This is a genomic window from Alteromonas sp. AWJ4_197, assembly GCF_056160285.1.
On the sequence record NZ_JBSWWW010000003.1, the window covers coordinates 98,827 to 112,243 of the forward strand.

The following is a 13,417-nucleotide window of genomic DNA, read 5'->3' on the forward strand; positions in this document are numbered from 1 at the left end:
CGGATGAGTTGGGTAATGCCGATATTTTGGAGGTAATCAGTGGAGGAACGTTACCGGAGACAAATACGATTGAGCAGACTTCGGCCGTAATACCAAAGGCTCCTCCTAAGTTACCTGTTTATCCTTCAAGTTTAGATTAAACCAACAACCACTGCATGCCCGCATTTTCTGCGGCTTGCTGATCGTAGATATAGTCTCCCACATAAAGGATATGTGCGGGGGCTATTTGCCATTGCCCGGCAATCATAAGTAGTGCCGTGGGATCGGGCTTGGCAGGGGCGCATTCGCGGGTGAGTACGGTTGAAATGGGGATTTGATTGTTGCTGATTTTAAGCGCTGTGGCCTGTTTGCAGTTGCGGGTAACAATGGCAGCGGGCAAATCAGCATTGATGACGGCATCTACCATGTATTTTCCTGCCGGCAACCATTTCGCATTCTCAGCATCGGCCATTTCGTGCTCCAGAATGACCTGATGTGCCGATGCTCTTGAGGTTTCATCAGGCAGGTTATCGATAAAGGTAAGGATATCTTCGCTGGCAGGGCAACCTATTTCCCGGCGCATTTGAGAAAAGTCGAGGACAGACTCCACCAGCGTACCGTCTAAATCAAATATCACTCCGCTGACATTCGTCAAATCTAACTTCATCTCTTCTCTCTCCTTCATTATGCGGCATCTGCTACATCCCTAGTGTAGCGAACCATGTCGCTTTTGAATCTAACATTTATGTCATCAACACTGACATTGGGGTAAATGCCGCCAGTTAGTTGTGTACTGAGGAGACAAATGCGCCCGCTTCATTCGCCAGGGTTGATGGTCACCTTTCGCCGCGATGCCGATGGTACTGCTGCCGTATTTTCTGTTAATGGCGTCCATGCATGCCATCAGCTTTGTATTCCCTTCACTTTGTGCGAACAAATCCGGCTGTTTTACATCTTCATCCTGAATTTCAATTGCTCCCACGCCGCACTTATGAAACAACACGCCTTCTTTATATAAAGAATCAGCTGCATTACCGGCGGCTTCTGACAGCATTCGCGTATCCGCCGTGGCAATGGCAAAACGGTGCTGTACAGCTTTATGATAATGTCCGCTGGCGGCAAAGGGGTTCGCATGGGCAAAAAGGGTAAGGGTTTTCACGGTACAATTTTGCTTCCTGAGCTTTTCAGCTACCCGCTCAGCATGCCAGCAAAGTGCCTGCCGTAAACTCTGATGGTCCATAACTGGGTGGCCAAAAGCGCGGGTAGCATAGATTTGCTGTTTTTTAGGACGATGACTTTCCCATTCAATGCAGGTAACGCCGTTAAGCTCCCGCACGGTACGTTCAATCTCTACAGAGAATTGCTTACGGATACTTTTAGGCGCTGCGCAGGCAAGCTCCCACGCAGAGCGCACACCACTGTTTTCCAGCTTTTCCGCGATACGCCGGCCAATCCCCCACACATCTTGCGGCGACATTTCCTGTAAGGTGCGCTGGATCTGTGTCTTTTCAGCAAGCACCGCAATGCCGGATTTATCTCCCAGTCTTTTACCCGCATGGCTGGCTACCTTCGCCAGCGTCGGCGTAAGCCCGAAACCCACTCCTACAGGCAGACGTAACTGCTGCCAGACAGCACGCCTGATAGTTTCACCGTAGGCGTTCCATCCTTCCGGCGGTTGCCAGTTATCAAAATACAAAAAGCACTCGTCGATAGAGTACACATGCTGGTGAGGCGCAAAACCGCCAACAATATTCATCATCTGGTTGGACAAATAGTCATACAGTTCATAATTAGACGACCTGATCACTGCCCCTTTTTGTTCCAGCAGTTTCTGTACCTTGTAGTACGGGCCGAATTTCTTTACGCCGAGGGCTTTCGCCTTGTCGCACAATGCACAAATGCAGCCATCGTTATTTGTCAGTACCACCACGGGTTTGTCACGGATAGCGGGGTCAAACACCTTTTCGGCGGACGCATAAAAGCCGTTGGCATCGACTAACGCAAACATTGTCTTAACTGCCTGGTATAGCGATGCATTCTGACAGAACGGATAACAATGCCTTCTTCTTCGAAGGTATCTCCCTCCCCCAACACGTAAGGTTGCTGGTGTTTGCCGGGCGATACCAGAACCATGGCTTTGCGATCGAATAGCTTACACACAAACACACCATTCAAATTAGCCACCACCACATCCAGCGAAGTGGGTGCAGCAGCGCGGTCGACAATGAGTAAATCGCCATCGAATATGCCCACGCCGGTCATCGACTCTCCCTGTGCCTGTCCAATAAATGTAGCAGTGGGATGGTCTATAAGCAGCTCGTCGAGATCAAGCCCGAGCTGTCGGTATTCGGCTGCCGGGGACTCGAAGCCGGTGATACCAGCCTGTGCAATAACCGGAATAATTCTCAACATAGTACAAAAAACAGTTGCCTCAGATACTGTTTATTTATACAGTAATTATGAATCAGGTTAAAATTAAATTTCATTTTACGTTCGACATCGGAGAACCATCATGGCTATTACAGTGCAATATGTTGTTTCGCATAAAGGGGTAGAAAAGTTGGTCACTACAGACAAGAAGGAAGCTGATCAGTATGACAAAATGCTGGATGCGGCAGATAATCTGGCTGCTTACATCGGTGCGAAAGGTATCAAGCTGGAAGACGACGTGATTGAGAATCTGTCTGTCATGCTGGCAAAGAATAAAGATGCCGTAGGCAAATTGCTCAAAGGCGCTTCTGCTGATGACGTCCTCGACGCCGAATCAGCAGAAGTGGTAAAGCTACAGGCAAACAGTAAAAACTAAAAGCGGGTTACACTACATTCCGCTTATTGGTAAAGCGGGTGATAACCGAGTGTACTTCGTTAACGGTTTTACGCAGACGCTGGCTGGCATCTAATGATGATTCTGATGCCCGCTGGGTATCTTTGGCACCATCGGCAATTTCTACGACTTGCTGATTGATGTGTTCTGCCACAGAACTTTGCTGCTCTACAGCGGAGGCCATTTCGAAGGTTTGATCTGCAATAACACTCACGGCCTGATTAATGTCTGCCAGTGTTTTGCGGGTATCTTCAACAATGGCCGTGCCCTGCTCGGCTGATGCCATACCGTCATTGGATACTCTGACAGCACGTTCTGACCGCTCAGCCAGAACATGGATAATATTATGAATTTTATCTGTGGACTCTCTGGTTTTTGATGCCAGTGACCGTACTTCATCAGCAACTACAGCGAAGCCTCGTCCCTGCTCGCCGGCGCGGGCTGCTTCAATGGCGGCGTTCAGTGCCAGCAGGTTTGTCTGTTCAGCAATGGTCGATATTAAACTGGCAGCTTCACCAATATCATTCGTGGACTGCGCCAGTTCCTGCACGGTGACCGAAATAGAACTGACCGCTTCTTTAAGCGCCATGATGGCAGATAACGCCTCATCCGCTTTCTGATTACCGGCTTCCACATTTTTAGAAGCAGAACGGGCGCTGTCGGCATTCATGTCAACCCGCTCTGATACACTTTGAATAGCCTGCGACATCTCGTTAACGGCTGAAGCAATGTTTTGCGTTGCCTCGTTTTGCTGCACGACAGCCGTACTGGTGATTTCGGCCTGTTGATGGGTGGTGTTGGCAATCGTATCCAACCCCCCGGCGGCATCCTGAATGCGGGCAAGAGCTGTGCGGCTGCGCGCAAGTTCGCATCCCAAAACCAGTTTGGCACGTGACCGGTTACCGAAGTCTGCAAAATAGGTTTGCGATACCACCGGATTCGAATAGCTGTCAGGAGAAATATCAATAAGCGCCTGCCAGTCACCTTTAATTTTAGAGGCCATCCAGAAACTGCACACCGCAAAACCTGCGGCAGCGATACCGGCCGGCAGCACACCTGCCGTGGCGAATAAAGCCGCCACGGTAATAAGACCCATCACGATAAATGGCAGGTAATTTTTCATGTAGTGAACGGCCAGTTCACCGGTTGACGTACTGGACTTACCTTCACGTAGCCGCTCGTAACAGTATTCTGCACGGGCAATTTCGTCCGGCAAGGCCGGCACACGTACTGATTCATAGCCCGTGATCTGAGAATTTTCAAAAACCGGGGTCACGAACGCCGAAACCCAGTAATGGTCTCCGTTTTTGCGCCGGTTTTTTACCAGTCCCATCCAGATATTGCCAGCAGACAAGGTATCCCACATTTCGCGGAACACACCGGGCGGCATGTCCGGATGGCGCACAATATTATGGTTTTTTCCAATCAGTTCATCATGGCTGAAGCCACTGACTTCAACGAACTCATCATTGCAGTGCGTGATCACACCACGTGTATCGGTAGATGAAATGAGCCGGTAGTGCTGAGGAATGTTGTAAAGCTTCTGGGTAACCGGTTGATTATTTCGCATATAATTGACTCACATCCCTGCGTTCTCAGAAATTGGTTAAGGGTCACATTAACCTTAGCCTATATTTAGACTTTCGAGTAATTGACCTATAAAAAAATAGAAGGAACGGAGTTTACAGCCCGGAACTGAGTTTGAAAAGTCAGCATTTACTAATGTAAATACATAGAGTTATCACTGCAGAGGGAAATTGAGGGTCACAGTGGTTCCGGAACCGGTATCGCTCTGAATATCTATCCAACCATTATGAGATTCCATCAAAGCCTGCGCCACAGAAAGGCCAAGGCCTGTGCCGCTGCCGGGAGGACGAGTAGTGAAGAAAGGCGTAAAAATTAATGGCATGTGCTCAGGCTTTATTCCTTCACCATTGTCTTTTATAAACACTTTAACTGCGCCAGGCAGATCAGCAACAGCGATACTGATTGTGCCGCCGGATACACAGGCATCAATTGCGTTTTCAACTACTGCCTCAAGCACCTGCCTGATCTGTTTCCTGTTAACCAGTACCTGCAAGCGGGAATCCGACGCATCGAAATTGAGAGAAACATTTGCAGGAATTCGCTTGATGATATCCTCCAGACCAAACTCAAGAAGATCGTCTACATCTTCCCAGTTACGTTCCACGGTAACCGGAGAAGAAAAAATCTGCAGTGAGGAAACAATTTCAGCAATACGGTTAGCGCCTTCCAGAGATGATTTTTGCATGTCTGAAAGCATTTCTCTCACATCCCGCAGTAAGTATTTCAACTCCATGTCTGCGGGTAATGTGGCTGCAGAGGTGCTGTCCTTATTTAACTCATCTTTAAGTTCATCCCAGGCATCGAACACATCCTTCAGCATATATTCCTGAATTTCACAGTTACTTTTGATAAAGCCGATGGGGTTATTAATTTCATGAGCAATACCCGCAGCAAGCTGACTAAGCAGTGTCATACGGTCCACCATGGCTATGCTGTCAGAGGAAGGCTTGGCTGATTGCTTAAATGTATCAGCCTCACTGTCAGGAAGTTGAGACAGCAACTGATGATATATAGCGCGGGTTTCGCTGAGAGCACGGCGCAGGTTTTGGTTTGCCAGATAGGCATCGCGGGAGTAATTATTGAGCATGTCTTCAGCCGCCGTACGCGCCAGCTGCTCACGACTCAATTTTCTCTGCAACAATGCAATTTGCTGCTGCAACTTCTGAATATCTGAACTCACATTAATCTCCGGCAGCCGGACGCCAAATCCGCACGATCAACGGATTTCACAGTCTGCTCTGAAATCATATACAAACCCTGAACTAAAGCATAGCTCCGGGTTGTCCAAACTACACGGCCTGAACCCCGAATTTATTCCAAAGTACACACCGGGATCACAATCAACCGCGAAAACATTTGTCCTCCGGTTTGATCCGGGGATCGCTTTGATCATTTTTACCCGCAAATCAAGTCTTTTTTATGCACAAGACTGTGGATAACTTTGTGCATTGTTTGTATACATGGCGTTGATGACTGCATTGTCAGCCCCTCCGGCGCCAACAAATTAAAGCCTTTGATACCAACACAGCGCAGAAACCATAAGGTGTCTATCAATTCGACAATAATCAATAGTCAACGCTTTTTTGATTGCTTTCCGCCAATACCATAAAAGTTTGGCTTGTGGAAATAATCCTACTACATCGGGATCTGAAGGGGCAGTCTCAATGTCTCAACGTGCAGCTACAGATCAGATCGCGATCCAATACGCACAAAAAAGCCCGGCGAACCGGGCTTTTTCAATCTGCGGAAAGAAAGGCTTATTCGCCTTCTTCGTAACGCTTGGCGCTGGATACGATTTCAGCTTTCGCTGCTTCTGCATCTGCCCAACCGTCGATCTTAACCCACTTGCCAGGCTCCAGATCTTTATAGTGAGAGAAGAAGTGCTCGATTTGCTGTTTAGTCAGCTCTGGCACATCGTTGATGTCTTTCACGTCGCGGTAAATCGTAGACAGCTTGTCTACCGGCACTGCCAGAACTTTCGCGTCAGTACCTGACTCGTCAGTCATGTTCAGAACACCAACAGGACGACACTTGATCACAGAACCACTGATAATCGGGAACGGCGTCATAACCAGTACGTCAACCGGGTCACCGTCTAAAGACAGTGTGTTATTCACGTAGCCGTAGTTTACCGGATAGTGCATGCAGGTAGCCATGAAACGGTCAACAAACATTGCACCGGTGTCTTTGTCTACTTCATATTTTACCGGGTCAGCGTGAGCTGGGATTTCGATGATGACATTCACCACTTCTGGCATATCTTTACCAGCAGGAACGTTGTTAAGGCTCATGAAATAATCCTTTGATTTGTTAAATTAAAAACGGGATTTGTCCGGGAAAACAAACACACTGTATTCCCTTTCACGGCAAAATCGCGCCTAAGTATACGGTGACTACCGTAAAATAAAAACTGCTTAAGACCCAAGTCTTAAGCAGTCTTCAGTATTTTTGTGCTGAATGTGCGCTATTCCGCTTTAGCGTGATAGCTCAGGCACGTTTCCACTTCTTCTTTGGAACCTAAAATCACCGGTACACGTTGATGAATTTCGGTGGGCATCACTTCCATGATACGTCCTGTACCCGTGTCGGCCAGGCCACCGGCCTGTTCCATCAGAAATGCCATCGGGTTGGCTTCGTATAATAAACGCAGTTTACCGGCTTTAGACGGGTTACGGTTGTCATAGGGATACATAAAAATACCGCCCCGGCAAAGCAGACGGTGAATATCGCCCACCATCGCCGCCACCCAGCGCATGTTGAAATTCTTTTCACGGGGACCGTCTGTGCCCGCCAGCAAGTCAGCAATATAAGCTTTCATCGGCGCTTCCCAGTGGCGCTGATTAGACGCGTTGATTGAAAACTCGGATGTTTGCTCAGGCACCTGCACATTGGGGTGCGTTAACAGGAAACCACCGTGGGTTTTATCCAGAGTATAAATGTGTGTGCCACGGCCGGTAGTCAGCGCCATCATGGTTGACGGACCATACAGTACATAACCGGCAGCAACCATTTGTGTACCGGGCTGTAAAAACGCAGACGGGTCGTCGGGCTCCATCCACTGCGGTGCATGGGCGATAGAGAAAATAGTACCAATCAGACTGTTGATTTCAGTATTTGACGAGCCATCCAGCGGGTCAAAACTTACCAGGTAGTTGCCTTCAGGGTTGCACGGTACCACCGTGTCTTCTTCTTCAGAAGAAATGGCTTTTACATAGCCGGAATCCCGTAAAGTATCTTTCAATATCTGGTTAGAAATCACGTCCAGCTTCTTTTGGGTTTCCCCCTGAACGTTTTCACTCAACGTCGAACCTAATACCCCCGCCAAAGCGCCCTGACTGACACGGAAAGAAATTTCCTTACAGCCCGCCAGCAATGTACGGATAAGCAAAATAAGCTCAAGAGGAGCGCCGTCTTGTTGTAGTTGAGAATTTAAACGTTTCATTGTGTGCAATAGCCTTGTTTATTTATGTAGGGTAATGATTCGCTTTGCGCCGGCATTCCCGCCAGTGTCCAAAAGCCAATCTGAATCACTTTGCTTTATTATTGTATGCCGGTGTTTTCGTTCCACTGGCTGGTAGCAAATGTAATTAAAACGATTGTAACCGCGAATGGACCACAGGGAAACGGCTTATTCTTACATTGCTGCGTACTCTGGTATTGGCGTGCACACCGGGAGTTCTGCTAAAGTAGCCACCTTAATCGTACACAGGATTCTTATGCACGTTCACATTCTCGGCATTTGCGGCAGCTTTATGGGTGGTATCGCCGCAATCGCCAAATCGCTAGGCCACAAGGTGACCGGTTCCGACCGCAATGTTTATCCGCCAATGAGCACTCAGCTGGAAGCGCTGGGCATCGAGTTAACAGAGGGCTATGACCCCGCTCAGTTCGAACCGGCACCGGATATGGTTATCATCGGCAATGCCATGTCCCGGGGCAATCCTGCTGTTGAGTATGTTTTAAACCGCAATCTTCCCTATACCAGCGGTCCTCAATGGCTGTTAGACAACCTGCTTACCTCCCGGTGGGTGATCGGTATCGCCGGCACCCATGGTAAAACCACCACCTCCAGCATGGTAGCGTGGATCCTTGAGCATGCCGGCCTGGCGCCCGGTTTTCTGATTGGTGGTATTCCGGAGAACTTCGGTGTGTCTGCCCGCATTGGCGAAAGTCCATTTTTTGTCATCGAAGCGGACGAATACGACAGTGCCTTTTTCGATAAACGCTCTAAGTTTGTTCACTACCGTCCGCGTACGCTGATCCTGAACAACCTTGAGTTCGATCATGCAGATATTTTCCCTGATCTTGCAGCCATTCAAACCCAGTTCCATCACTTAGTTCGCATGGTGCCGGAAAATGGTTTGATCCTGTCACCGCAAAAAGACAAACCGCTGAAGGCCACACTGGATAAAGGTTGCTGGTCTGAACAGCAATTTACCGGAAAAGACTGGGAAGCCAATCTGCTGACTCCTGATGGCAGTGCTTTTGATGTACTTTTCCGCGGAGAGAAAGCCGGTACGGTTAACTGGTCACTGGTGGGCCAGCACAACGTGAATAACGCCCTGATGGCTATTGCAGCAGCGCATCATGCCGGAGTGGCAACTGCGCAGGCTATCGAAGCCCTCGCCACATTTAAAAACGTGAAGCGCCGTATGGAAACCAAAGGTACCGTGAATGACATTACGGTGTACGATGACTTTGCCCATCACCCCACGGCCATTGCCACCACCATTCAGGGTTTACGGAACAAAGTGGGTAAAGCCCGCATTATCGCTATTCTGGAACCCCGTTCGAACACGATGAAAATGGGTGTACACGAACATACGCTGGGCAACAGCTGGCAACAGGCTGACGAAGTGCTGCTGTTTGAACCTGCCGGGATGAAATGGTCACTGGCAGAGACCGCCAAACACAGTGACACACCGGCTTACTGCTATCATGACGTAGAGAGTATTGTGCAGCAGGTGAAATCCATCAGCCGGCCGGGCGACCATGTACTGGTGATGAGCAACGGTGGTTTTGAAGGCATTCACCAACGGTTGCTGGATGCACTGGCCAGTGCTGAAGTCACACATTCCTGAGGAAGCAGAAAACGCTATGACAAATAAAACCATCACTCTGGCGATTACTGGTGCGTCCGGTGCACCGTATGCCATGCGCCTGCTGGAAATACTGGTCAAAGCCGATTACGACATTTTTGTACTGATTTCGTCAGCCGCGAAAGTTGTTTTTGCTACCGAAGAAGAAGTGAAAATCCCGTCGAAACCGGATGCCGCCAGTGCGTTTTTCAGTGAACGCTTCGGTGCCCGTGAAAACCAGATCCGTGTGTGTGGCAAGGAAGAATGGTTTTCACCTGTGGCATCGGGTTCTGCAGCACCTAAACAGATGGTGGTGTGCCCGTGTTCAACCGGCACACTGTCAGCCATAGCAACAGGTGCCAGCGACAATCTTATCGAACGAGCTGCCGACGTGGTGTTAAAAGAACGGGGACAACTTATTCTTGTTACCCGTGAGATGCCGCTCTCGTCTATCCATCTGGAAAATATGCTAAAACTGTCACAAACCGGTGCGACAATCATGCCCGCTTCGCCCGGCTTCTATCATAATCCAAAACAAATCAGCGACCTGGTCGACTTCGTGGTAGCCAGAATTCTGGACCACCTGGGCGTCGATCAGACATTAATGATGCGCTGGGGCTATCAACACCATAACGACAAATAAAAGAGGAACTTTCATGCAGGCGTTTGCTAAACGGACTATTGCACTTTCTTTCTGCCTGGCATCGACCATGATGACGAGCCTGCCCGCCTTTGGCTGGGGACAAACCGGTCACCGTGTTACCGGCGCAATTGCAGAAAAACATCTGACTCCCGCTGCCAAAGCGGCCATTGTTAAGCTTCTGCCAAATGAATCTCTGGCTGAAGCGTCTACGTATCCTGACGAAATGCGTTCAGCCCCCGGTGAATTCTGGCGTAAAACTTCGCCCCCGTGGCACTATGTTACTGTGCCGGAAGGTCATGAATATCATGAAGTGGGAGCACCTGAACAGGGAGATGCGTACACGGCACTTCAGCATTTCACCACGGTACTGAAAGACACCAAAGCCAGCAGAGAAGACCGCCAGGTCGCGCTGCGCTTTATTGTGCATATCATTGGCGATCTCCATCAGCCTTTGCACGCTGGTAACGGGACTGACAGAGGCGGCAACTCGGTCAAAGTACGCTTCTTCTGGCAGGACAGTAACCTGCATACCGTGTGGGACTCAAAAATGCTGGACTCAAAGCAGTTGTCCTACACGGAGTGGACAGACTGGCTGGATAAGAAAATCACCACGAAGAACCTGAAAGACTGGCAGGCGCTTGATGCCAACGTGTGGATAAAGGAAAGCACGGAAATCCGCGATACTATTTATCCTGAAGACGCCAACGACATGTCTTATGACTATGTGTACGACTTTCTGCCCGTAGCAAAAACCCGTTTGCAGCAGGCCGGTGTCCGCATTGCCGCGTACCTGAACAACGTGTTTGCAAACACGAAATAAGTCCATAAAAAAAACCTTCCCGGTCAAACCGGGAAGGTTTCTTTTGAAAACTCAGTGAAGCCAGCAGGCTTAGTCTAGATCCAGCGGCTCCGGCGATAAAATAACGCCTGTGCTGTCAGCATAAAGATGATCTTCCGGCAGGAAGGTTACACCACCGAAATTAACCGGCACATCCACCTCACCGGTACTTTCCGTTTCCGCGTTCACCGGGATAGACGCCACAGCCAGAATACCGATGTCTAAATCTGCCAGAGTATCCACTTCACGGACACTGCCGTAACAAACGATGCCTTCCCAGTCGTTATCGATTGCAAGCTGGGCTGAAGCGGCATCAAGTAATGCACGGCGGGTAGAACCGCCACCATCAATCAGCAATACTTTTCCTGCACCTGGCTGCGCCAGTACGCGGTCTATCAACCCGCGATCTTCAAAACACTTAATGGTTGTGACTTCACCACCAAACGAATAACGTCCGCCATAACTGACAAACATGGGGTCGACCACATCTACGCTGTCTGCAAATAAATCGCATAATTCAGAAGTGTTATAGTCCATCACTGTGCCTTAATTACCGGAAAAGAAACACTGACCCGCGATTCCGCCAACACCCTCACTGCATCCGTTTTTAAAACGGCATGGAAGTTTACTAAGGTGATTGATTGGAAAGAGAAGATGCGTTGTCAGAACTGTTGTTAGCATAGCACTAATTACCATAATAAAAATACCTCGCTTCCGCTTATTTCGGTAAATCTCTGCGGCCTGTCATAAAGGTTTCTTTTTTTTGTCACGGCAGATTCACACATGCTGATTAGCTTATATTGTAATCAATTGTAATGAGGCCAGGGCCGTGCTGAACCGGAAATCCTTGACCAAAGCTGATACTGATTTGTTTTTTTGGCTTTACCGACTCACACAAAAGCGTAACTGTACCGGGGTTATCTGGTTGTCAAAAACCGGAGACGGCTATCTGTACTTCATCATCGGTATGCTGCTGTGGGCTTTCGAGCCTGAACACGGCGAGCTGTTCCTGTATACCGCACTGATGGCCTACGGACTCGAACTGCCGGTGTATGTGGTGCTGAAACGTATGTTCAAGCGTCCCCGCCCCTGCGATTTACTGAATAACTTCACGGCTCACGTTACGCCGTCAGATAAATTCAGTCTGCCATCCGGCCACACCGCCGCGGCCTGGCTGATGGCCAGCATCGTAGCGCATTTTTATCCGCCTTTTGCCATTCTGGCTTACAGCTGGGCTGCGCTCATTGGCCTGTCCCGTATTTTGCTGGGTGTGCACTACCCTACCGACGTGATAGCCGGTGCACTTCTGGGCTTAACCATTGCTTCTGCGAGCTTAATGATACTGGGGTAGTATGAGAATTCTTTACGGCGTGCAGGGGACCGGCAACGGTCATATTGCCCGCGCACGCATCATGGCTGCAGCTTTTGCACAGCGCGACGACTTCACCGTTGATTTTGTATTTTCCGGACGGGATGAAGACAAGTACTTCGACATGGAGGTATTTGGTCCGTACCGCACCTTCCGTGGTCTTACTTTTATTACCAGTCACGGTCAGGTAGACCGCATTGCAACACTCAAAGCAAACCGCCCCGGTCAGTTCTGGCAGGATGTGCGTAACTTTGATGTCACCGGCTATGACCTTCTGATCAACGACTTTGAACCGGTCACCGCCTGGGCTGCAAAACGTGCGGGACTTCCTTCTATCTCTATCAGCCATCAGGCATGTTTCACTTATACCGTCCCGAAAGCCGGCGACGGTATTATCAACAAGCTCATCCTGAAATACTTTGCACCCACGCAGGTACAGCTGGGCGTACACTGGTTTCATTTTAACCAGCCCATCGTGCCGCCATTTGTCGCAGATGAGCGTCTGGCCTCACCGTCAAAGAGTCATGTTCTGGTTTATCTGCCTTTTGAACACGTGGATGACATCCGCCTGATGCTGGAGCCGTTAACCGACCAGCAATTTGTGTGCTACCACCCGTCAATCAAGGGCCATTACGAAAGTGGCCATATCAGTTGGAATCCCCCTTCCAAGGCAGGCTTTCAGCATCACTTACAGCATTGTAATGGCGTGATCGCCAACGGCGGCTTTGAGCTGTCCAGTGAAGCATTACATCTGGGCAAAAAGCTGCTGATTAAGCCGTTACACGGCCAGTTTGAACAATTATCGAACGTACTCACGTTAGATAAAATGGGACTATGTCATTCCCTTTTTCAGCTCGACACTGACATTGTGGAAGAATGGCTGGATGCACCTGAAAATGAGGCCATTCAGTTCCCTCATGACCCGTCACTGCTGCTCAACTGGCTGAAACAGGGTGACCTCAGTGACACCCGTTCTCTGTGCAATGCACTGTGGGAACAAGTGGAATATGGCGATAAAACGAAAGAGCGTTTATTGACGCTTGCAATTTAGCACCGCAGTGCCATCATAGCAGCAATTTTAGTCTTTCTATGCGGGTTC

The 13,417-nt window shown here is 49.2% G+C and carries 14 protein-coding genes; 6 read left to right on the forward strand and 8 right to left on the reverse strand.

The window, feature by feature from the left end:
- Positions 1–136: 136 nt before the first annotated feature.
- The 3 genes from ACXAGC_RS07030 to ACXAGC_RS07040 all read right to left on the reverse strand — a co-directional run bounded on the left by ACXAGC_RS07030 (position 137) and on the right by ACXAGC_RS07040 (position 2,391).
- Positions 137–646, reverse strand: coding sequence for an HAD family hydrolase (locus ACXAGC_RS07030; protein WP_474843605.1), 510 nt, complete (start codon positions 644–646; stop codon positions 137–139).
- Between the two features lie 84 nt (positions 647–730).
- Complete coding sequence (locus ACXAGC_RS07035) at positions 731–1,987, reverse strand: Y-family DNA polymerase (protein WP_474843607.1); 1,257 nt, start codon at positions 1,985–1,987, stop codon at positions 731–733.
- Complete coding sequence (locus ACXAGC_RS07040) at positions 1,975–2,391, reverse strand: S24 family peptidase (RefSeq protein WP_474843609.1); 417 nt, start codon at positions 2,389–2,391, stop codon at positions 1,975–1,977. The genes ACXAGC_RS07035 and ACXAGC_RS07040 overlap by 13 nt, the downstream gene beginning before the upstream one ends.
- Before the next feature lie 100 nt (positions 2,392–2,491).
- Between ACXAGC_RS07040 and ACXAGC_RS07045 the strand changes: the two genes are divergently transcribed.
- Positions 2,492–2,785: a YebG family protein gene (locus tag ACXAGC_RS07045; protein WP_119499813.1), complete on the forward strand. Its 294-nt coding sequence runs from the start codon at positions 2,492–2,494 to the stop codon at positions 2,783–2,785.
- Positions 2,786–2,792: 7 nt separating this feature from the next.
- Here the strand turns inward: ACXAGC_RS07045 and ACXAGC_RS07050 are convergent, their stop codons facing one another.
- The 4 genes from ACXAGC_RS07050 to ACXAGC_RS07065 form a co-directional block, all read right to left on the reverse strand.
- A complete protein-coding gene (locus ACXAGC_RS07050) occupies positions 2,793–4,373 on the reverse strand; it encodes a methyl-accepting chemotaxis protein (protein WP_474843611.1) in 1,581 nt (526 codons plus the stop codon).
- Between the two features lie 171 nt (positions 4,374–4,544).
- The gene (locus tag ACXAGC_RS07055) at positions 4,545–5,570 is read right to left on the reverse strand and encodes a sensor histidine kinase (protein WP_474843613.1); all 1,026 of its coding nucleotides are present in this window, start codon (positions 5,568–5,570) and stop codon (positions 4,545–4,547) included.
- Positions 5,571–6,147: 577 nt separating this feature from the next.
- Positions 6,148–6,681 (reverse strand): inorganic diphosphatase, encoded by a 534-nt coding sequence (ppa, locus tag ACXAGC_RS07060; protein ID WP_303573571.1) that lies wholly within the window; start codon positions 6,679–6,681, stop codon positions 6,148–6,150.
- Positions 6,682–6,854: 173 nt separating this feature from the next.
- Complete coding sequence (locus tag ACXAGC_RS07065; RefSeq protein ID WP_119499809.1) at positions 6,855–7,832, reverse strand: class 1 fructose-bisphosphatase; 978 nt, start codon at positions 7,830–7,832, stop codon at positions 6,855–6,857.
- A gap of 274 nt (positions 7,833–8,106) precedes the next feature.
- Between ACXAGC_RS07065 and mpl the strand changes: the two genes are divergently transcribed.
- From mpl to ACXAGC_RS07080, 3 genes are read left to right on the forward strand one after another with little or no spacing between them, the layout of a single operon-like run.
- Positions 8,107–9,471: a UDP-N-acetylmuramate:L-alanyl-gamma-D-glutamyl-meso-diaminopimelate ligase gene (gene mpl, locus ACXAGC_RS07070; protein ID WP_474843616.1), complete on the forward strand. Its 1,365-nt coding sequence runs from the start codon at positions 8,107–8,109 to the stop codon at positions 9,469–9,471.
- A gap of 16 nt (positions 9,472–9,487) precedes the next feature.
- The gene (locus tag ACXAGC_RS07075) at positions 9,488–10,111 is read left to right on the forward strand and encodes a flavin prenyltransferase UbiX (protein ID WP_119503262.1); all 624 of its coding nucleotides are present in this window, start codon (positions 9,488–9,490) and stop codon (positions 10,109–10,111) included.
- A 13-nt stretch (positions 10,112–10,124) separates the two neighbouring features.
- Positions 10,125–10,931 carry a S1/P1 nuclease gene (locus ACXAGC_RS07080; protein WP_474843619.1) on the forward strand — a complete coding sequence of 269 codons (807 nt, stop codon included), beginning with the start codon at positions 10,125–10,127 and terminating at the stop codon, positions 10,929–10,931.
- 69 nt (positions 10,932–11,000) lie between these two features.
- On the opposite strand, the gene rraA is transcribed toward ACXAGC_RS07080, so the two are convergent.
- Complete coding sequence (rraA, locus tag ACXAGC_RS07085; RefSeq protein WP_119499806.1) at positions 11,001–11,486, reverse strand: ribonuclease E activity regulator RraA; 486 nt, start codon at positions 11,484–11,486, stop codon at positions 11,001–11,003.
- A gap of 388 nt (positions 11,487–11,874) precedes the next feature.
- On the opposite strand from rraA, the gene ACXAGC_RS07090 reads away from it, so the two are divergent.
- Complete coding sequence (locus tag ACXAGC_RS07090; protein ID WP_474843621.1) at positions 11,875–12,300, forward strand: phosphatase PAP2 family protein; 426 nt, start codon at positions 11,875–11,877, stop codon at positions 12,298–12,300.
- A 1-nt stretch (position 12,301) separates the two neighbouring features.
- A complete protein-coding gene (locus tag ACXAGC_RS07095; RefSeq protein WP_474843623.1) occupies positions 12,302–13,369 on the forward strand; it encodes an MJ1255/VC2487 family glycosyltransferase in 1,068 nt (355 codons plus the stop codon).
- Positions 13,370–13,417 lie beyond the last annotated feature (48 nt).